Source organism: Pseudomonas savastanoi, from assembly GCF_020917325.1.
In the GTDB taxonomy this organism is placed as follows: domain Bacteria; phylum Pseudomonadota; class Gammaproteobacteria; order Pseudomonadales; family Pseudomonadaceae; genus Aquipseudomonas; species Aquipseudomonas amygdali.
This window is the reverse complement of record NZ_CP076652.1, coordinates 436,746-457,715: the sequence shown is the minus strand read 5'-3', so window position 1 is coordinate 457,715 and position 20,970 is coordinate 436,746. Positions and strand designations below refer to the sequence as shown.

12 protein-coding genes are annotated in these 20,970 nt (G+C 58.4%); 6 read left to right on the top strand and 6 right to left on the bottom strand.

The window, feature by feature from the left end; genetic code table 11:
* Positions 1–73: 73 nt before the first annotated feature.
* The gene (locus KP808_RS02065) at positions 74–967 is read right to left on the bottom strand and encodes a LysR family transcriptional regulator (RefSeq protein ID WP_122259088.1); all 894 of its coding nucleotides are present in this window, start codon (positions 965–967) and stop codon (positions 74–76) included.
* Between the two features lie 116 nt (positions 968–1,083).
* On the opposite strand from KP808_RS02065, the gene KP808_RS02060 reads away from it, so the two are divergent.
* From KP808_RS02060 to KP808_RS02035, 6 genes are all read left to right on the top strand, one after another.
* Positions 1,084–2,340 (top strand): MFS transporter, encoded by a 1,257-nt coding sequence (locus KP808_RS02060; protein ID WP_230017359.1) that lies wholly within the window; start codon positions 1,084–1,086, stop codon positions 2,338–2,340.
* A gap of 77 nt (positions 2,341–2,417) precedes the next feature.
* Complete coding sequence (locus KP808_RS02055) at positions 2,418–3,683, top strand: AAA family ATPase (protein WP_230018782.1); 1,266 nt, start codon at positions 2,418–2,420, stop codon at positions 3,681–3,683.
* Complete coding sequence (locus KP808_RS02050; RefSeq protein WP_058399811.1) at positions 3,680–4,324, top strand: retron system putative HNH endonuclease; 645 nt, start codon at positions 3,680–3,682, stop codon at positions 4,322–4,324. The genes KP808_RS02055 and KP808_RS02050 overlap by 4 nt, the downstream gene beginning before the upstream one ends.
* A 289-nt stretch (positions 4,325–4,613) precedes the next feature.
* Positions 4,614–5,963: a GntP family permease gene (locus KP808_RS02045; RefSeq protein ID WP_002551666.1), complete on the top strand. Its 1,350-nt coding sequence runs from the start codon at positions 4,614–4,616 to the stop codon at positions 5,961–5,963.
* The gene (locus tag KP808_RS02040) at positions 5,964–6,824 is read left to right on the top strand and encodes a MurR/RpiR family transcriptional regulator (RefSeq protein ID WP_230017358.1); all 861 of its coding nucleotides are present in this window, start codon (positions 5,964–5,966) and stop codon (positions 6,822–6,824) included.
* Between the two features lie 3 nt (positions 6,825–6,827).
* On the top strand, positions 6,828–8,303 hold the full coding sequence (locus KP808_RS02035) for an N-acyl-D-amino-acid deacylase family protein (protein WP_230017357.1): 1,476 nt from the start codon (positions 6,828–6,830) through the stop codon (positions 8,301–8,303).
* Positions 8,304–8,363: 60 nt separating this feature from the next.
* Here the strand turns inward: KP808_RS02035 and hemE are convergent, their stop codons facing one another.
* The 5 genes from hemE to gltB all read right to left on the bottom strand — a co-directional run bounded on the left by hemE (position 8,364) and on the right by gltB (position 20,823).
* Positions 8,364–9,428, bottom strand: coding sequence for a uroporphyrinogen decarboxylase (gene hemE, locus KP808_RS02030; protein WP_005731000.1), 1,065 nt, complete (start codon positions 9,426–9,428; stop codon positions 8,364–8,366).
* Positions 9,429–9,570: 142 nt separating this feature from the next.
* Positions 9,571–12,795, bottom strand: a complete 3,225-nt coding sequence (locus tag KP808_RS02025) for a dermonecrotic toxin domain-containing protein (protein WP_326839555.1) — start codon at positions 12,793–12,795, stop codon at positions 9,571–9,573.
* 328 nt (positions 12,796–13,123) lie between these two features.
* Entirely contained in the window at positions 13,124–14,671 is a 1,548-nt protein-coding gene (locus KP808_RS02015) for an amidase family protein (protein WP_122259084.1), read from the bottom strand.
* Between the two features lie 165 nt (positions 14,672–14,836).
* Positions 14,837–16,255: an FAD-dependent oxidoreductase gene (locus tag KP808_RS02010; protein ID WP_122280645.1), complete on the bottom strand. Its 1,419-nt coding sequence runs from the start codon at positions 16,253–16,255 to the stop codon at positions 14,837–14,839.
* Positions 16,256–16,377: 122 nt separating this feature from the next.
* On the bottom strand, positions 16,378–20,823 hold the full coding sequence (gene gltB / locus KP808_RS02005; protein WP_230017354.1) for a glutamate synthase large subunit: 4,446 nt from the start codon (positions 20,821–20,823) through the stop codon (positions 16,378–16,380).
* Between the last annotated feature and the right edge of the window lie 147 nt (positions 20,824–20,970).

The window sequence follows — 20,970 nt, the reverse complement described above, 5'->3', positions numbered from 1 at the left end:
CACGGCGCAGATTTGTGACGCAGAGCGTCACGACAGGCATTCCCACGCGGAGCGTGCGGAACGATAACCTCAACTATCGTGCGACATTGCGCGTTAAAAGCTCGGTAAATGCCTTGGCCATTGGTGACTGTTCGTCCTTGCGCTGCACCAGCCATACCGCGCTGGTCGCGCCGGGGTCGAGGACGTTGCGATAGACCACGCTGTCGATGCGCATTCGGCGGTAGGACGCTGGCAGCACGGTGACGCCCAGTCCAGCTGCGACCAGGCCGATGATGGTCATCACTTCGCCCGCCTCCTGAGTGATCAGCGGGCTGAAACCCGCGGCGCGTGCCAGACTCAGAACCTGCGCATAAATGCCGCTGCCATAAGTGCGCGGGAAGAACACGAACGGCTCGGCGGCCAGTGCCGACATATAAATCCCGTCCTCGCTTTCTGCGGCCAGGGGATGGTCGGCACGCATGATCGCCACCAGCGGCTCGTTCAGCAGCTCAAACACCACCAGCGAATCGGGTAACGCCAACGGGCGCATGATGCCGACCTGAATGGTCTTGTCTTCAAGCCCTGCTGCCACTTCCTGGCTGGTGATTTCGGTCAGGGTCAGGTGCACATCCGGATAAGCCTGACGGAAAGCAAAAATCGCCTGCGGAATGCTGGAAGTGAACGGTGCCGACGAAGTGAAGCCAATCTTCAGCTCGCCGATTTCACCCAGTTGCGCACGCCGGGCAACATCAGTGGCTTTATCGACCTGCGCCAGCACCAGACGCGCCTCATCGAGAAACAGCCTCCCGGATTCACTCAGTTCGACACGCCGGTTGGTGCGGTCAAACAGACGCGTGCCCAGCTCCTGCTCCAGCGTCTGGATCTGCTGACTGAGCGGCGGTTGGGAGATACCCAGCGCCTGGGCTGCACGACCGAAATGCAGCTCTTCGGCAACCGCGATGAAGTAACGCAGATGACGCAATTCCATGTGGCCCCCATTAAGTCGTTCTACCTATCAAACAGGTCGAACAATATATTGGATGGAATGATTGGTGGGCTATATGATTTTTTCACTGCCTGCCCAATCGTGCTCCGAGGTCTACCTTGAATCCTGCCGTCGCCCCATCCACCACAGACCTGAATGCCTCCGCTAAAACGTCTGGCGACACTTACATCGAGAAGAACACACCGCTTTTCAAACGCACCGCACTGGCGCTGTTCGCTGGCGGGTTCTCGACGTTCACCCTGCTGTATTGCGTCCAGCCGATGATGCCGACGCTGTCCGGCGAATTTTCCCTTTCAGCAGCCCAGAGCAGCCTGATTCTGTCCGTCGCCACGGCGATGCTCGCCATCGGCCTGCTGATCACCGGACCGATATCCGATCGGCTGGGGCGCAAATCGGTGATGGTCATGGCGCTGTTCTGTGCATCGCTGTTCACCATCGCCAGCGCGCTGATGCCCAGCTGGGAAGGCGTACTTATCACACGGGCACTGGTGGGCCTGTCGCTGAGCGGTCTGGCGGCAGTGGCGATGACTTACCTGAGCGAGGAAATCCACCCCACGCATCTGGGCCTGGCAATGGGGCTGTATATCGGCGGCAGCGCGGTCGGCGGGATGAGCGGACGGCTGATCGTCGGGGTCATGATCGATTACGTAAGCTGGCACGCGGCGATGCTGGTGGTCGGTGGGCTGGCCCTGATCGCAGCTATGGTGTTCTGGAAGATCCTCCCGGAATCGCGCAACTTCCGACCCCGCTCACTGCACCCTCGCAGCCTGCTGGACGGCTTTGTGGTGCAGTTCAAAGACGCCGGGTTGCCGCTGCTGTTTCTGGTCGGGTTCCTGCTGATGGGCGCATTCGTCACGCTGTTCAACTACATCGCCTACCGTTTTTTGAGCGCCCCCTACAATCTGAGCCAGGCAGTGGTCGGCGTGTTTTCCGTGGTGTATCTGTCGGGTATCTATAGCTCGGCAAAGATCGGCTCATTGGCCGACCGTCTTGGCCGCCGACGGGTGCTATGGGCCGTGATCGTGATGATGCTGGCCGGTCTGCTGCTGACCCTGTTCACACCGTTGCCACTGGTTATCGCAGGTGTGCTGATATTCACCTTCGGCTTTTTCGGTGCGCATTCGGTAGCCAGCAGCTGGGTGGGGCGCAGAGCCACAACAGCCAGAGGTCAGGCTGCTTCGCTTTACCTGTTCTGCTACTACGCAGGCTCAAGCGTGGCCGGAACCGGCGGCGGCGTGTTCTGGCATTACGCGGGCTGGAACGGCATCGGGCTGTTTACCGGGGTGTTGCTGTTGATTGCCCTCGGGGTAGCGTTGCGGCTGGCTAGGTTGCAGCCGCTAGGGGCGAAGGTTTAGTCACAGATAGGGCGATGGCGGATAGAGTGAGCCAAGGTACACTGGCGCATCCGCCAGTTCTGGTAAAGGAAACCGACATGCGCCTCGACCATCTCCACCTGCAGAATTTTCATTGCTACGAAGATGCTCATTTTGATTTCCAGCCGGGGTTCAATCTGGTGGTGGGGGTTAATGGCAGTGGGAAGACGTCGCTGTTGCTGGGGGTGGCGGGATGCTTCGGGAATTTACTTGGAAGCATTGGCGTCCATCAGCCATCGATAGCTGAGTCCGATGTTCGGTTCGCGTTAGTAAAGTTCGAAGACAGGATTCGTTTCGAACGCAGCTATCCTCTTGTACTGACTGCCCAAGGTGGCGCGTTTGAGCGTCAGGAATGGCACGTATCGCTAGAACGCAGCAGTCTTCAGACAAATTTCAGCGCGCTGAACAGTCTCGCGTTTTCGGAAAATCTAATTAGCATCGATGTAAGTACCCACGGGGATTTGCCTGTATTCGCCGTCTATCAAGCCAATCGACGCTGGCTGACGATGAGTGTAACCGCTGAGCTTGCTGCACAGAGCAAACCATCAAGACTGGATGCTTACACCTCTTGGTTCGATGCCGCCTCTAATTTGAAAAACTTTGAGACCTGGTTCATCGGCAAAACACTGGAGCGCTTTCAAAGACTATCCCGAGCAGGTTCTTCCAGCGTTTTCAACGACGAACTGACCTGGATAAACTCAGCCATCCAATGCGCACTACCCGACGCCAAGGGAATAGAGTACGACATGGAGCTACGTGCGTTGGTAGTCGATATGGATGACCGAAAAATCCCGTTCAACGACCTGAGCGACGGACAACGCGGAATGGTCGCACTCTTCGCCGATATCGCTCGCCGTATATGCCTGCTCAACCCGCACATGGGGAAGGATGTGCTAAGCAAGACAAACGGCATCATCGTGATCGACGAACTAGACATCCATCTGCACCCCGGCTGGCAACGCACTATTGCTCCAGCGCTGAAAAAAGCATTTCCCAGCGTACAGTTCATCGCCGCCAGCCACTCGCCACAGGTCATCGGCAGCCTGCAACCGGGCGAGGTCATCCTGCTGAATAACCATGACGGCTCTCACCCAAGAGCAACCTACGGCCTGGACTCCAGCAGTATTCTGGAAGAAGTCATGGGTGTACCGCAGCGCGAGCCTGAAATTGAAGCACTGCTCGACGAGCTATTCAGCACATTGGAAAACAACGAACTTGAAAAAGCCAGGCTGCAGCTTGATGCGTTAAAACAGAAAGCGCCCGATCTGCCCGAGTTCGCAGGTGCCGAAGCGTTGCTCAAACGCAAGGAGCTCATTGGACGATGAGACGCGTTATCAAGGGAACTGAGCCTGCGTCACTCACCGAATGGAAAGCCAGCGCAAACGAAGACTGGACGCCCACCTATCCAACCTTGCAGAACCCGCAAAGGCGCGATCTGCATAACAGTCTGCTACAGGAGCAGAACTTCTTATGCTGCTATTGCGGCGCAGAGACAGATCTTGATAACAGCCACATCGAACATTTCCGACCGCAGGAGCGTTATCAGCCGCTGGCACTTGAATACAGCAACCTCCATGCGTCCTGCCTGCGTGGAACAAATAAAGGCACTCTGTTGCACTGCGGCCATCGTAAGAGGAGCTGGTTCGATGAGCAGTTGCATATATCTCCACTGGAAGACGATTGCGAACAGCGCTTTCGCTATCTGCCGAATGGAAAAATCCAGAGTAACCATCCAGCAGACGCTCCTGCCGCAACGATGATTGAGAAACTCGCACTCGATATTGCCTATCTGACAAAAAGACGCCAAGAGGCAATCACGCGTGTGTTTGATGAGCAAATCTTAGCCAGCATCAGTGATACAGAGCTGACACTTTTGGTGCAAGGCCTGCGCTCTGGGGATGCCAACAAACAGCTCGCCTTTGGCCACGTTGTTGCCCGCTATGCGGAGCAATTGCTGGCATCTTGAGGCCCTCCCCCCGAAAAAGCTCGGTCGGGAATACGTGACACGCGTCGTCCTGCGCACGTACTCGGGAAGAAAATTACTTTCATATATTTTTTTATATCCAGTTTTCGTGTAATTTATTTTCATCACGAAAACAGAGATAAAAATAATGAATACCTGTGATCGCCTCGAAACCTGCTTCACTCCTTTTCCTGCGTCATCCCTGCCGAGTACCCCCGAGTCGCCTTCCGGCTAACGGCTTCAGCCGTTGGTATTGCGCTCTCGCCTACCCATTCTGCAAGGAACCGCCGCTATGTCGCCGTCACCCGGTATTTCGCTGTTGGTCTACGCCGCTGTCGCCATCATTGCCTTGATCGTGCTGATCGCGCGCTATCGTCTCAATCCGTTTATTGTCATTACGCTGGTGTCGGTAGGTCTGGCGCTGGTTGCCGGGATGCCGGCCAGTGGCGTGGTCGCCTCTTACGAAGCGGGAGTGGGCAAGACGCTGGGGCATATCGCGCTGGTCGTGGCGCTGGGCACCATGCTCGGCAAGATGATGGCCGAGTCCGGTGGTGCCGAGCAGGTGGCGCGCACTTTGATTGACCGCTTTGGCGAGCGCAACGCGCACTGGGCCATGGTCTGCATTGCGTTTCTGGTGGGTTTGCCGCTGTTTTTCGAAGTGGGTTTCGTTCTGCTGGTGCCGATTGCCTTTACTGTGGCCCGACGTGTCGGGGTGTCGATCCTGATGGTAGGCCTGCCGATGGTCGCCGGTCTGTCGGTGGTGCACGCGCTGGTGCCGCCACACCCTGCGGCAATGCTCGCCGTTCAGGCTTATCAGGCGTCGGTAGGGCAAACGCTGTTTTATGCCATTCTGATCGGCATACCCACAGCCATCATCGCCGGTCCGGTATATGCCAAATTCATCGTGCCGCGTATCCATCTACCGGCTGAAAACCCGTTGGCGAAACAGTTTCTCGACCGCGAACCAAGAGCAAAACTGCCCAGTTTCGGCCTGACCATGGCAACCATTCTGCTGCCGGTGGTGCTGATGTTGCTGGGTGGCTGGGCCAACCTGATCAGTACACCGGGCAGCGCGTTCAATGGCTTTTTGCTGTTCATCGGCAACTCGGTGATCGCCCTGCTGCTGGCCACCCTGCTGAGTTTCTGGACGCTGGGCATCGCTCAGGGTTTCAATCGCGACTCGATCCTGAAATTCACCAATGAGTGCCTGGCACCGACCGCCAGCATCACGTTGCTGGTCGGTGCCGGTGGCGGTTTGAACCGTATTCTGGTCGACAGCGGCGTCACCAACCAGATCGTTGGTCTGGCGCAGGACTTTCATCTCTCGCCTTTGCTGATGGGCTGGCTGTTCGCGGCGCTGATGCGTGTTGCGACAGGCTCGGCAACGGTGGCTATGACCACCGCATCGGGGATCGTTGCACCAGTGGCGATGGGCCTGGGTTACCCGCACCCCGAGTTGCTGGTGCTGGCGACAGGCGCAGGCTCGGTGATCTTTTCCCACGTCAACGACGGCGGTTTCTGGCTTATCAAGGAATATTTCAACATGACTGTAACGCAAACCTTCAAGACCTGGACGGTACTGGAGACACTGATTTCCATCGTCGCTTTCGCCTTGACGCTGGGCCTGGCGCAGGTGCTCTGAGTGGACATTCTGTACCAGATACGTGCCCGTCAGGATTCACTCAGCGCGGGAGAAGGCCGGATCGCCAGGCTGGTGCTCAGCGATATCGCCTTTGCCGCAAGTGCCAGTCTGGACGAGCTGGCCAGCCGCGCCGGGGTCAGCAGCGCGACGCTGTCACGCTTCGCTCGCAGCATCGGTTGTCGGGACCTGCGCGACTTGCGCCTGCAACTGGCTCAGGCGAGCGGCGTGGGCAGTCGTTTTCTCAACCCTGAGCCGGCCCCGGAGCAGTCGGCCTTTTTCACCCGGATTGTCGGTGACATAGAGGCCACTCTGCATCAGCACCTGGCCGGGTTTGATGAGTCGCGCTTTGCCACAGCCGTAGCGTGCCTCAGCGATGCACGCATGATTCATGCGTTCGGCATGGGCGGTTGCTCCAGCCTGTGCAGCGAGGAGCTGCAAACCCGGATGGTACGTTTGGGCTACCCGGTGGCGGCCTGCCGCGACCCGGTGATGATGCGCATGATTGCGGCCACGCTTGGTCCGCAACACAGCCTGATTGTCTGCTCGCTCAGCGGGCGCACGCCGGAACTGCTCGACGCAGTAACTCTGGCGTGTAGCTATGGTGCTCGCGTGCTGGCCATTACCTTGCCCGACTCCCCTCTGGCGCAACTGGCCGAGGTGGTGTTGCCGTTGCAAATTGCTGAGACCAATTTCATTTATAAACCCACCGCCGCGCGCTACGGCATGCTGCTGACCATTGATGTGCTGGCCACTGAACTGGCGCTGCTGAGCCCTGAAGACAATCAGGAACGGCTGCGTCGGATCAAGCTTGCACTGGATGAATACCGTGGCGGCGAAGACGGCCTGCCGCTGGGAGACTGAAGCATGATTTACGACCTGATCATTCGCGATGCGCTGGTCATCGATGGCAGCGATACGCCCGGAGTGCGCGCCGATGTAGCGATTAGCGACGGGCGCATCCAGCGCATCGGCAACCTGATCGATGCCACTGCGCAGGAAGAGGTCAATGCTGCCGGTCGTGTGCTGGCCCCCGGCTTTATCGACGTCCACACCCATGACGACACGGTAGTGATTCGTAAGCCCGACATGCTGCCCAAGATCAGCCAGGGCGTAACCACGGTTATCGTCGGCAATTGCGGGATCAGCGCATCACCGGTCTCGCTGCGCGGCAATCCGCCAGACCCCATGAACCTGCTGGGCGACGCGGCAGCGTTTGTCTATCCGCGCTTCGCCGACTATCGCGCAGCCGTGGATAGCGCCCGGCCCGCCGTGAACGTGGCCGCTTTGATTGGCCATACGGCGCTGCGCAGCAATCACATGGATGATTTGTTTCGCAGCGCCAGCCCGGAAGAGATTGACGCGATGCGCGAGCAGTTGCGCGACAGCCTCGAAGCCGGCGCGCTGGGTTTGTCGACCGGCCTTGCTTACGCTTCGGCCTTCTCGGCCGAGACCAGCGAAGTCAAGCAACTGGCTGAAGAGCTCAGCGCTTTTGGCGCGATCTACACTACCCACTTGCGCAGCGAATTCGAGCCGGTGCTGGAGGCGATGGCGGAGGCCTTCGACATAGGCCGCCATGCGCGCTCGCCAGTGGTGATTTCCCACATGAAATGCGCTGGCGCGGGTAACTGGGGCCGCAGCCCGCAACTGCTGGCGGCCCTGGAAAAAGCTGCGCAGGACCATCCGGTCGGTTGCGATTGTTACCCTTATGCGGCCAGCTCTTCGACGCTGGACCTGAAACAGGTCACCGACGCATTCCGTATCACCATCACCTGGTCAACGCCGTACCCGGATCAGGGCGGCCGGGATCTACAGGACATTGCCGCCGACTGGGGGCTGTCATTGCTGGACACCGCACGCAAGTTGCAGCCTGCGGGTGCGGTGTACTACGGCATGGATGAGGGCGACGTCGAGCGCATCATGTCTCACCCGCTGTCGATGATCGGCTCCGATGGCCTTCCGGAAGATCCGTTTCCGCATCCGCGCTTATGGGGCGCATTCCCCAGAGTGCTCGGCCATTTCAGCCGCGACAAAGGGCTGTTTGCATTGCACACCGCCGTACACAAAATGACCGGGCTGTCGGCAGCGCGTTTTGCCTTGCACGAGCGCGGCTTTATTCGCGAGGGCTATTGGGCAGACCTGGTGCTGTTCAATCCGCAAACCGTGCGCGATGTGGCGGATTTTAAAGACCCTCAGCGAGCGGCGCAGGGCATTGATGGTGTCTGGGTAAACGGTCGCTTGAGCTATGCCGAAGGCAAGCCGCAAGGCGAGCGCCAGGGCAGGTTCCTGCCGCGCAGCGGTTCGCTGCTGGAGGGTTTTACAGATGGAAAAGCGCCAACGTAAGCGTCGGCGCTGAAAAGAGCCGATGCGCCCTGATGTATCGACGCATCGTCAGCCGGACAATTACTGGTGATACTGCGCCGACAACTCATGTACTGCGTTGATGAACGCACCAGCATTGGCCGGGTCGACTTCAGGGGTGATGCCGTGGCCGAGGTTGAAGACGTGGCCGGTGCCGCTGCCGTAGCTGGCGAGGATGCGTGCGACTTCCTGGCGGATGGCTTCCGGGCGGGCGTAAAGCACGGTCGGGTCCATATTGCCCTGCAGCGAAACCTTGCTGCCGACACGCTGACGCGCTTCGCCGATGTCGCAGGTCCAGTCCAGGCCCAGAGTATCGGCGCCGATGTCGGCGATGCTTTCCAGCCACAGACCGCCGCCTTTGGTGAACACGATGACCGGCACCTTGCGCCCATCGTGCTCGCGAATCAGGCCGTTAACGATCTTGCGCATGTAAGCCAGCGAGAATTCCTGATACGCCGCCGAAGACAGGCTACCGCCCCAGCTGTCGAAGATCTGCACCGCCTGGGCGCCCGCGAGAATCTGGCCATTCAGGTAGGACGTGACTGACTGCGCCAGTTTGTCGAGCAGCAGGTGCATGGCTTGCGGGTTGTCGTAGAGCATGGCCTTGGATTTGCGGAAGTCCTTCGAAGAGCCGCCTTCGACCATGTAGGTCGCCAGGGTCCACGGGCTGCCGGCAAAACCGATCAGCGGCACACGGCCGTTGAGTTCGCGACGGATGGTGCTGACCGCGTCCATCACATAGCCCAGGTCCTTCTGTGCATCCGGGATGGGCAGTGCTTCGATGTCAGCCAGCGTGCTGACGGTTTTCTTGAAGCGCGGGCCTTCGCCGGTCTCGAAGTACAGGCCCAGGCCCATTGCGTCGGGAATGGTCAGGATGTCGGAGAACAGAATCGCCGCATCCAGCGGGTATCGATCCAGTGGCTGCAGCGTGACTTCACAGGCGAACTGCGGGTTCTTGCACAAGCTCATGAAGTCCCCGGCACTGGCGCGGCTGGCGCGGTATTCAGGCAGGTAACGGCCTGCCTGGCGCATCATCCATACCGGCGTGACGTCTACGGGTTGCTTGAGCAAAGCGCGAAGGAAACGGTCGTTCTTCAGGGCAGTCATGTCGGCATCCGCAATAAAAGTGCCGGCATTTTCTCAGAGCGCGACGCAAAAGGCACGGCAAGAGCCGTGCCTTTTGTCTATCGTGCCGATTTGCTGTGCCAATACAGCTCCGCGCCCGGCGTAAGACTGGGGCGGGCCTGCGCTATTTGTGGGGATCTATGACGTCAAACGCCTTGATAACGCCTTTTTCAGCCGGGGCAAGTATCAGGCGCCAGGCACCTCTGCCGGTGCTCCTGCCTATACCGGGAAGGTCCAGCGAGAACTGGCTTTTACCATACTTGTGCAGACTGCCATTGCCATCCAGCACATATCTATCAACTGCTTTTTTGACAGCAGCTTCAAGGTCATCGTTAGGGAGGTCATTTTCTGCATGCCTGAAACGCCTACTTGCAAAAAAGCCATCGGTGTCCACTTTGTATCTTTTTACCCGATTGCTATCCGAGGAATCGCCATCACTCCCCGAGCCGCTCGATGGTCTGCCTTTTAATCGTTTGTTGCCGCCGCGCAACCCTGCCGACGCATGTACCCAGACCCCTTGCCTATCAAGCTGAATCGGCAATTGATAATGCGCATCTGGCCGCCGGGGATCGATCACCCTCCATGCTGCGAAATCGGCATCGTATCTGACGGCATAGGTCTTACCTTGTTGCACAGCATAAAAGCGGCTTGGCGCACCTTCATGAGTCTTTTCATAAACGCCGTTGTAAAACCCGCTGTCGAGCAGTTTCAATCCACCGGGTGTTTTTGCCACTGCTGTTTTCGGATCAAGGACAGAACGGCCGATTGATGTTGTCGACGATGTCTGGACCCTTCGTGCTCTGGGCAGCGTCAAACCATCAGCCAGCAGCAACGCCGCCTGGACAAAATACAAGGGGGCACCTTGCTCTTCACCGCCAGCTTTTGCGACGCCCTGCCAGATGGCATAAAAGCTGCGCAATGCTGCAATCGGCAGCCTTACCTTGAAAGGCGCGAAGGTGAGCACGATGTCGCCAACGACTTTGGTGATTTCCCAAGCACTTTCCCAATAGGTTTCCCAGTTGGTGTTGGTCTGTTCATCGACAGCAGAAATCACCCTCCCGACTTCAGAGTCATAGACTGCCTCAAGAAAACTTCCAGTGCAGGGCTGCAGTTCCATGAACAGCGTTTCACGGCGGACGGTCAGAATACGCCTGACATCGTCCCGGGAGGCCAAAGGCGCCCTGCCCACCAGATAGTCCAGCAAACCCGGTTCAAGCAGTATCCGCTGCTGAAACTCCTGCGGATCGCTCATTTCCCGGAAGCATATTCCGTCAGGAGCCTGCGGGGTAAAAACTACAAAAGCGGCGACGCTCGAGCGCGACTCTGCGCCGATCACCAGTACGCCGCTCAATGACACGTCATTGATGGATAACTGGCTGACCTGAATGCGATGCCCCTCTACCGTTGCGCGGTCATCACTGTCAGTTGGGTGATCGAGCACGGCAGCAACCCATTTGTAGCCCCTGCTCGCCAGCTCGGGAGGAAGTCCACCATCGCCCAGAAAGTCACCCGCCATCTTCGCCTCTATCACATCGAGGCGCATTTGCGCGCGCATGACGCGTGCATAACGTTCACGGTGCCATTGCCCTGACGCCGACGTGGACAGTACTGTGCGGAGGTATCTTGAATAATCTTCGCCAATATTCAGATCACGAATCAGGCCGAACAGATAACCGGCGTTGAGGAAACTGACCAGTTGCCCCTGATCGTCAAACGCGCGGCTGGTGAGCAGAAAGTTGATATTGGTGAGTGCAATGTTTTCCAGCGACAGATCTGTAAGGCTGCGCTCATGCGTTTCATAATGCGGCTCCAGTTCTGAAGGGCCGATATATTCGTAATCGGTATCAATAATAATGCCTGGATCAATCTCGATGCTGACGGTATGCACGCTGATATGGTCAGGATCCACTGCAATACCGTGGTCGAGCAAAATCCGTTCCTGCAGCTTTTGCCGTGCATATTTGCGCAATTGGTCGGGCTGTCCGTAGCCGGAAGGATCCAGCAGGTCAGGTGCCTGAGCTTCGAGCAAGGCTTGGCTGTAGTCCTGCACCGCCATTTTCCAGCTTTGTTTTTCGGCAGCCGTCGCGTTCGCGAACCAATCAGGCAGAAACCCGCTTTCGATTTCGGTTGGTTTGCCGGGGTCGAACCAGCCGCGATTTTCCTCGATCGCGCGCCGCGTCAGAACGTCGCGAAAGCCCTGTACGTCCTGCTCGAATTGCATACCCAGCGATGACCGCTCGTCAGCCTTCAATTGCGAACTGATTGCCAGATAGAAGCTGTCGGTGCCCTGTTTGAACGAAGTTATCTCACCGTTGCCGGTGTCCTTTGCGCTGTAATTTCCGTAGTTGTCGTGCAGCAGAATAATACGGTTATCGTCAGTATCTGCCGGGGCGTAATTGCTCGCACCAGCGTCGAAGATCAACACGTCCCGACCCGATTCGGCCGCCAGTAATTCCCGGACGATACTGCGGGCCAGCTCATCCGTGTACGAATTGAAGCTTCGCGTTCGCGACAGCCCGTCGATAGCCAGACTGTTGCTCCACTCATCCAGCGAAATGTTCATTGCCTCGCCAAAAGCGTCCGGCAGAACAAGATTGTTCAGGAAATCGGCCTCTTCCTGTTCTGTCAGCGGCATCTGCTGCAACAGCTCTTCGAGACGTCCTGCCGGAACCTCGGGGCATAAGGCGCACAGCACGCTCAGGGCCGGAGACAGCGGCGTCTGCTGACGAACCCAAAGAGGCAGGAAAGGATTGTGTTCGCGGGTATCCAGTTGGCCCTTTGAGGTGCCTTCATCAGCTGCAACCAGCGCATCGAATAACAGCGGTCTCTGGTCTTTTGCCAGCCCCGCTATTTGCTCACGCAGGGTAACGATTCGTCCGGCATCACTGCCACTGCCCGGAAAGTTACCCCCCATTCCAACGCTGGAACCTGCCGGCAACTGACTGAACACCCAGCGCAGTAACGGCTCGTCATCGGCGACCTGAACATTGTCCGGGACGATGTACGCGTCGCCATTTTGCGTCAGGACAATGCTGTCTTGAACGACGCTTTCATCACTGCCTTTAAGAAAAACCGCGAGTACTTCATCGTTTTCGTTGTGAATCCTGATGGACAGGTCTGCTGGCCAGTCTGGCAACTGAACCAGCAAGGAGAACAGCGCGCCTTCACCGTCTTCAGGAAAAAAATCCTTTTCTGTAAAGCGCTCGACGAACTGGTCGATTATCCGGTCCGCGCGTTCTCGGGTCCGGTGTTCGCGCACGGCAACCGTGCTGGGCGTAAACCTGTCCGGCCCGAGAGATTTCTGCTCATTGGATCGAGCAAGTTTGCCCATGGGTGCTGCTTTCAACATGGCTATTTCCTTATAGCGACATGGATGGCGGGAGTATCTAAGGCGATGAACTCCCCAAAAGGATCAGGAGCCTAAACCTTTTTAAGAGCAGGTACAGAGGGCGGAAAACAGCTGTAAACAATCGCTTGTCGCAGACGCCGGAACAGGCCTTGATCGGGACCTGGACAAGAGGGTTGAAACCTTGATGCGCCGCCTCTGGCGGGGCGACGCAACTTAATGAAAGGCGGTTGTAATACCGGGACCGGATTATTTCAAAACGTCACAACACCGTTTTCCGAGGCCCGCCCCTGACATCCAGGCCTGGCCTGCACCAGACTGGAATATGGAATCAATCAGCCTGGCTGATACCCGAATGAACCAAAGCTGCAGATGTTGCAAGCGCCTGTTCAAGTGCGTAGGCATAGCTCAGCAAAGCACCTTCATCCCAGGCAGTGGAAAGGAAATACAACCCTCTTGGCAGGCCATTCTCTTCGAGCCCGACAGGCACGGTTATTCCCGGATAACCTGCGATAGCGCCAACCGCTTTGAAAGAAACCTCTGACCAGTCAATGAGCACGTCGAGCGAGTGTTGCTGCAAGAGCCCATCAATCAATTGTCGATGAGCAGCACGCAAGTTGGTTGCAATCGACAGGTAATCCTCCTGATCTACAGACACGCTGGAGGAGTCAATCAATAAATCCTGATCATAGGCTTGCGCTCCAGGAAACGCGGTGTTGAATGCAATGATCTCATCCAGCGTGCTGACACCCAGCCCGGTGCGTGTGCTCAAGTAAGCGTTAAGCTCGCGCTTGAAATCATGCACCAGCACTAAATACTCTGAAGTGCTATCAATCGACGGAACATCGACGGGAACCAGTATCGCCCCGGCAGCACTCAGACGACGCTTCACCTTTTGGAATTCAGGATCGTCGTCCATTGGCATGCCGTCATGGGTGTGACTTGGATAGCCCAGGCGCTTACCGCTCAAGGCGTCCGTCCTGAGGTGGTCGACATAGTTCACTACATCGGTGGAGGCTCGGGCGGTGGCTTCGTCGAGAGGGTCGTTGCCGCTCATCGCCGTCAGCAGGATCGCGGTATCCGTGACCGTTCGCGCCATTGGGCCGGGGGTGTCCTGACGACTGGAGAGCGGAATCATACCGGTACGACTGAGCAGACCCAGCGTAGGCCTAAGCCCTATGACACCACTCGTGGCGGCAGGTTGAATGATCGAACCATTGGTCTCGGTGCCTACCGCCAAAGGTGAAAATCCAGCTGCAAGACCCACTGCCGAACCTGAGCTGGAGCCAAGCGGATCAGCGCTCAAGTCATAGGGATGACGCGTCTGCCCGCCTCGGCCGCTCCAGCCGCTAGGTACCTCGTACCCACGGAAATGCGCCCATTCGCTGAGATTGGCCTTGCCGATAATGATCGCGCCGGCATCGCGAAGCCGCTGCACCACAAAAGCATCGCGTGGAGCAGGCAATCCGACCATTGAGAGAGCGCCCGCGGTGGTCTGCATCTGATCGCCCGTATCAAGATTGTCTTTTACCAGTATGGGGATGCCATGCAGCGGCCCACGTTTTTCCCCGCGAGAACGCTCCCCGTCCATTTGCGCGGCTATCTGCAGAGCGTCGGGGTTGATTTCAATGACAGCGTTGAGCGCCGGGCCATTTTTGTTCAGCACTTCGATGCGCTGGAGCAAGTCTGTCACCAGCCCGACAGAGGTCAGGTTGCCTGCACTCATGCGTCGCTGAAGCTCGACACCGGATTCAAAGTAAACGGCCTTGTTTTCGATGATCGAACCGAAAACGGGTCCATCGAAGTTGGCGGGTGTCTGGCTGGCAAATGCAAAGGGCGCTATCGAGAGCGCGAGGCAGAAACCAAACTGATTTTTCATGATGTCCTTCCCTGGTTGATAAAACGCTCGTCTTGAGCGAGTTACACCGAGCTTAGGAAGGAGGGCGCAGAAGGGATGTCAGAAAAGTCGGTAAATCACCCGTGATGGGTAGACGCCTGTTGTCAGAGCGCGCCTCAGTAACGGCGCGCTCTGGCAACACAAGGCTTAGACGCCCAGGTAATCCAGAATCCCTTCAGCCGCATTACGGCCTTCGAAGATAGCGGTCACCACCAGGTCGGAGCCGCGCACCATGTCGCCACCGGCGAAGATCTTCGGGTTGCTGGTCTGGTGCTTGTACTGTGCTTGTTCCGGGGCCACCACACGGCCCTGGCTGTCGGTGCTGATGGTGAACTGCTCGAACCATGGCGCCGGGCTTGGGCGGAAGCCGAAGGCGATGACCACGGCTTCTGCCGGGATGATCTCTTCGGAGCCCGGAATCGGCTCGGGACTGCGACGACCACGGGCATCCGGTTCGCCCAGGCGCGTCTCGACCACTTTCACGCCTTCAACCTTGCCCTCGCCGATGATGGCGATAGGCTGACGGTTGTAGAGGAACTTCACGCCTTCTTCCTTGGCGTTTTTCACTTCCTTGCGCGAGCCAGGCATGTTTTCTTCGTCGCGGCGGTAGGCGCAGGTCACTGACTTGGCGCCCTGGCGGATCGAGGTGCGGTTGCAGTCCATCGCCGTGTCACCACCGCCCAGAACCACGACCCGCTTGCCCTTCATGTCGACGAAGTCTTCCGGCGCCTTTTCGAAGCCCAGGTTGCGGTTGACGTTGGCGATCAGGAAGTCGAGCGCATCGTGCACGCCCGGCAGATCCTCACCGGGGAAGCCGCCTTTCATGTAGGTGTAGGTGCCCATGCCCATGAACACCGCATCGTATTCTTCGAGCAGTTGATCGATGGTGACGTCCTTGCCGACTTCGGTGTTGAGCCGAAACTCGATGCCCATGCCGGTGAACACTTCGCGACGATGGCTGAGCACGGATTTTTCCAGCTTGAACTCGGGGATGCCGAAGGTCAGCAAACCACCGATTTCCGGATTCTTGTCGAACACCACCGGCGTCACGCCGCCACGCACCAACACGTCGGCACAGCCCAGGCCCGCAGGCCCTGCACCAATGATGGCGACGCGCTTGCCGGTCGGCACAACTCTGGACATGTCCGGACGCCAGCCCATGGCAAACGCGGTGTCGGTGATGTACTTCTCGACCGAGCCGATGGTGACCGCGCCGAAACCGTCGTTCAGCGTGCAGGCACCTTCACACAGGCGATCCTGCGGGCACACGCGGCCGCAGACTTCCGGCAGAGTGTTGGTCTGATGAGACAACTCCGCCGCCGCGAGAATATTGCCCTCGGCGACCAGCTTGAGCCAGTTGGGAATGAAGTTGTGCACCGGGCACTTCCACTCGCAATACGGGTTGCCGCAACCCAGGCAGCGATGCGCCTGATCGGCGGACTGCTGGGGCTTGAACGGTTCGTAGATTTCCACGAACTCCTTCTTGCGTTGACGCAGCAGTTTCTTCTTCGGGTCTTTACGTCCGACGTCGATGAACTGGAAGTCGTTACTGAGACGTTCAGCCATTCTCTGGAGCCTCTTTACGGCAGCTTCAGGTTACAAGCCTGAAGCTGCAAAAAATCGTGATCGCAGGCAATTCGCGCACTGCCGTTGGCTTGCGGTTTGAAGCTCACCGCTAGCAGCTGCTTTTACTGTGGATTCGCCCGAGTGCTGGAGAGCAGCGATTTCAGGTTGGCAGCCTTGGGCTTGACCAGCCAGAAACGACGCAGGTAGTCGTCCAGGTTTTCCGCAAGATTGCGGCCCCATTCGCTGTCGGTTTCAGCCACGTACTCGTTGAGAACGCTCTGCAAGTGACTGCGATAGGCTTCCATCGACTCGCCGCTGATGCGCTGGATCTCGACCAGCTCATGGTTGACCAGGTCAACGAAGGTGTTGTCCTGATCGAGCACGTAGGCGAAACCGCCAGTCATACCGGAACCGAAGTTGTAGCCGGTCTTGCCCAGTACACAGACGAAACCACCGGTCATGTATTCGCAGCAGTGGTCGCCAGTGCCTTCCACAACAGTGTGGGCACCCGAGTTACGCACCGCGAAACGCTCGCCCGCCGTGCCCGCCGCAAACAGCTTGCCGCCGGTTGCGCCGTACAGGCAGGTGTTGCCGATGATAGCGCTCTCGTTGGTCTTGAACGGGCTGCCCTTGGGCGGCACGATCACCAGCTTGCCAGCGGTCATGCCCTTGCCGACGTAGTCGTTGGCATCGCCTTCCAGATACATGTTCAGGCCACCGGCGTTCCACACCCCGAAGCTCTGACCGGCAGTGCCTTTGAAGCGGAAAGTGATCGGTGCCTTGTTCATGCCCTGGTTGCCGTGCAATCGGGCGATTTCACCGGAAATCCGTGCGCCAATGGAACGGTCGCAGTTGCAGATGTCCAGTTCATACTCGCCACCGCTGAGGGACTCAATGGCCGGCTTGGCCATCTCCACCATCTGCTCAGCCAACAGGCCCTTGTCGAACGGCGGGTTGCGATCCACCAGGCTGAACTGAGGCTTGTCAGCCGGAATATGGTCGCTGCCCAGCAACGGTGTCAGGTCAAGATGCTGCTGCTTCTCGGTTTCGCCCGGCAGGATATCCAGCAGGTCGGTACGTCCGATCAGCTCTTCCAGCGTGCGAACGCCCAGCCTGGCCAGCCACTCACGGGTTTCTTCAGCTACGTAGGTGAAGAAGTTGATCACCATGTCGACGGTGCCGATGTAGTGGTCCTTGCGCAGCTTTTCGTTCTGCGTCGCAACGCCGGTAGCGCAGTTGTTCAGATGGCAGATACGCAGGTATTTGCAGCCCAGCGCGATCATCGGCGCGGTGCCGAAACCGAAGCTTTCAGCACCGAGAATGGCTGCCTTGATCACGTCCAGGCCGGTTTTCAGACCACCGTCGGTCTGCACCCGGACCTTGCCGCGCAGGTCGTTGCCGCGCAGGGTCTGGTGAGTTTCGGCCAGACCCAGTTCCCACGGCGCGCCAGCGTACTTGATCGAGGTCAGCGGCGATGCACCGGTGCCGCCGTCGTAACCGGAAATGGTGATCAGGTCGGCATAGGCCTTGGCCACGCCAGCGGCAATGGTGCCAACGCCCGCTTCTGCCACCAGCTTGACCGACACCAGCGCCGCCGGGTTGACCTGTTTCAAGTCAAAAATCAGCTGCGACAAGTCTTCGATGGAATAGATGTCGTGGTGCGGAGGCGGCGAAATCAGCGTCACGCCCGGCACGGCATAGCGCAGCTTGGCGATCAGGCCATTGACCTTGCCGCCCGGCAGCTGCCCGCCCTCACCCGGCTTGGCACCCTGTGCAACCTTGATTTGCAGCACATCGGCGTTCACCAGGTATTCTGGCGTGACACCAAAGCGGCCAGTGGCAATCTGCTTGATCTTGGAGCTGCGGATGGTGCCGTAACGCGCCGGATCTTCGCCGCCTTCACCGGAGTTGGAGCGCGCGCCCAGACGGTTCATCGCCTCGGCCAGCGCTTCATGAGCCTCCGGCGACAAGGCACCCAGAGAAATACCGGCCGAATCGAAGCGCTTGAGGATTTCGCTCAGCGGCTCGATTTCGTCGATGTTCAGCGGCTGGTCAAGCGTTTTGACCTGCAGCAGGTCGCGAATCATCGACACCGGACGCTGGTCTACCAGCGAGGTGTATTCCTTGAACTTGCTGTAGTCGCCCTGCTGCACGGCGGCTTGCAGGGTGCTGACCACGTCCGGGTTGTAGGCATGGTATTCGCCACCAAACACGAACTTGAGCAGACCGCCTTGCTGGATCGGCTTGCGCGTGCTCCAGGCTTCGGCTGCCAGCGCTTTCTGTTCGGCTTCAATATCGACGAAACGCGCGCCTTTCAGGCGGCTCGGCACACCGCGGAAACTGGTGTCGCAAACTTCCTCGGACAGACCGATGGCTTCAAACAACTGCGCGCCACGGTAGGACGCAACGGTCGAGATACCCATCTTCGACAGGATCTTGAGCAGGCCCTTGGTGATGCCTTTGCGGTAGTTCTTGAAGACTTCGTACAGATCGCCCAGCACTTCGCCAGTACGGATCAGATCGCCCAGCACTTCATAGGCCAGGAACGGATAGACCGCCGACGCGCCGAAGCCGATCAACACCGCGAAATGGTGCGGGTCACGCGCGGTTGCGGTTTCGACCAGGATGTTGCTGTCGCAGCGCAGGCCCTGTTCGGTCAGACGGTGGTGAACCGCGCCGACCGCCAGCGAAGCATGCACCGGCAGTTTGCCCGGTGCGATGTGTCGGTCGCTCAGCACGATCAGGGTACGACCGGCACGCACGGCCTCTTCGGCCTGATCGGCAACGCTGCGCACAGCGGCTTCAAGACCCAGGCTTTCATCGTAGTTCAGGTCAATGATGTGGCGTTCGAAGCCCGGACGCTCCAGGTTCATCAGCGAACGCCATTTGGCTGGCGAAATGACCGGCGAACTAAGGATTACGCGTGAGGCGTGCTCTGGCGATTCCTGGAAGATATTGCGCTCGGCACCGAGGCAGATTTCCAGCGACATGACGATGGCTTCACGCAGCGGGTCGATCGGCGGGTTGGTGACCTGCGCGAACTGCTGGCGGAAGTAATCGTAGGGCGAACGCACACGACGCGACAACACCGCCATCGGTGTGTCGTCACCCATCGAGCCCACAGCTTCCTGGCCTTGTTCACCCAGCGGGCGCAGCACCTGATCGCGTTCTTCGAACGTGACCTGATACATCTTCATGTACTGCTTGAGCTGCTCGCTGTCGTAAAAAGCCGAGCCGTGGTCGTTGTCTTCCATGGTGGCCTGAATGCGCAGGGCATTCTTGCGCAGCCATTGCTTGTACGGATGACGCGACTTGAGACGGTTGTCGATGGCGTCGGTGTCGAGGATCTGACCGGTTTCAGTGTCCACGGCAAAGATCTGCCCAGGACCGACGCGGCCCTTGGCGATAACGTCTTCAGGCTTGTAGTCCCACACGCCGATTTCCGACGCCAGGGTGATGTAGCCGTTCTTGGTCGTGACCCAGCGCGCCGGGCGCAGGCCATTGCGGTCGAGCAGGCAGACGGCATGACGACCTTCGGTCATCACGATGCCGGCCGGGCCGTCCCACGGCTCCATGTGCATGGAGTTGTATTCATAGAAGGCGCGTAGATCCGGGTCCATGGTCTCGACGTTCTGCCACGCAGGCGGAATGATCATACGCACGCCACGGAACAGGTCGATGCCGCCGGTCACCATCAGCTCAAGCATGTTGTCCATGCTCGATGAGTCCGAACCCACGCGGTTGACCAGCGGGCCCAGCTCGTCCAGATCCATCAGGTCGTTGGTGAACTTGGTGCGGCGCGCCTGTGCCCAGTTGCGGTTGCCGGTGATGGTGTTGATCTCGCCGTTGTGGGCAAGAAAGCGGAACGGCTGCGCCAGCGGCCATTTCGGCAGGGTATTGGTGGAAAAGCGCTGGTGGAACACGCAAATGGCAGTCTGCAGACGCTCGTCGCTCAGGTCCGGGAAGAAGGCCGTGAGATCGGCCGGCATCATCAGGCCTTTATAAATGATGGTCTTGTGCGAAAAGCTGCAGATGTAATGATCGGTATCTGCGGCGTTGGACACTGACGAACGGCGGCGCGCGCTGAACAGCTTGATGGCGAATTCCTGATCGCTCAGGCCTTCACCACCAATGTACACCTGCTCGATTTTCGGCAGGCGCTCCAGTGCCAGACGGCCCAGGACGCTGGTATCGATCGGCACCTGACGCCAGCCGACCAGTTCCAGGCCCTCGGCGAGGATCTCGCGGTTCATGTTTTCGCGTGCGGCGTCCGCCTTGGCGTCGTCCTGATTGAGGAACACCATGCCCACAGCATATTGGCGGGGCAGATCGGCACCGAAGTGCTCTTTGGCCATCGCACGCAAGAAGCCATCGGGCTTCTGAATCAACAGACCGCAACCGTCACCGGTCTTGCCGTCGGCGTTGATGCCGCCACGGTGGGTCATGCAGGTCAGGGCCTGAACGGCCGTCTGCAACAGGTGATGACTGGGCTCGCCCTGCATATGAGCGATCAGGCCGAAGCCGCAGTTATCCTTGAATTCATCTGGTTGGTACAGACCTGCTTTCATAGACACTTTCTCACCAGGCTGCCTCTATGTGAGGCAAATTTCCTTTTAATTCAACCAATTACCTGTCACGCCGAACGTACGCCAGCTTCGGACAGGCAAAACGGAGGTCATTGTACACAGCGACACAAGGGCTAACAAATTTAACGA

Coding starts and splice junctions, on each gene's coding strand:
- KP808_RS02065 (WP_122259088.1), bottom strand. CDS start 967: ATGGAATTGCGTCATCTGCGTTACTTCATCGCGGTTGCCGAAGAGCTG.
- KP808_RS02055 (WP_230018782.1), top strand. CDS start 2,418: ATGCGCCTCGACCATCTCCACCTGCAGAATTTTCATTGCTACGAAGAT.
- KP808_RS02050 (WP_058399811.1), top strand. CDS start 3,680: ATGAGACGCGTTATCAAGGGAACTGAGCCTGCGTCACTCACCGAATGG.
- KP808_RS02045 (WP_002551666.1), top strand. CDS start 4,614: ATGTCGCCGTCACCCGGTATTTCGCTGTTGGTCTACGCCGCTGTCGCC.
- KP808_RS02035 (WP_230017357.1), top strand. CDS start 6,828: ATGATTTACGACCTGATCATTCGCGATGCGCTGGTCATCGATGGCAGC.
- hemE (WP_005731000.1), bottom strand. CDS start 9,428: ATGACTGCCCTGAAGAACGACCGTTTCCTTCGCGCTTTGCTCAAGCAA.
- KP808_RS02025 (WP_326839555.1), bottom strand. CDS start 12,795: ATGTTGAAAGCAGCACCCATGGGCAAACTTGCTCGATCCAATGAGCAG.
- KP808_RS02015 (WP_122259084.1), bottom strand. CDS start 14,671: ATGAAAAATCAGTTTGGTTTCTGCCTCGCGCTCTCGATAGCGCCCTTT.
- KP808_RS02010 (WP_122280645.1), bottom strand. CDS start 16,255: ATGGCTGAACGTCTCAGTAACGACTTCCAGTTCATCGACGTCGGACGT.
- gltB (WP_230017354.1), bottom strand. CDS start 20,823: ATGAAAGCAGGTCTGTACCAACCAGATGAATTCAAGGATAACTGCGGC.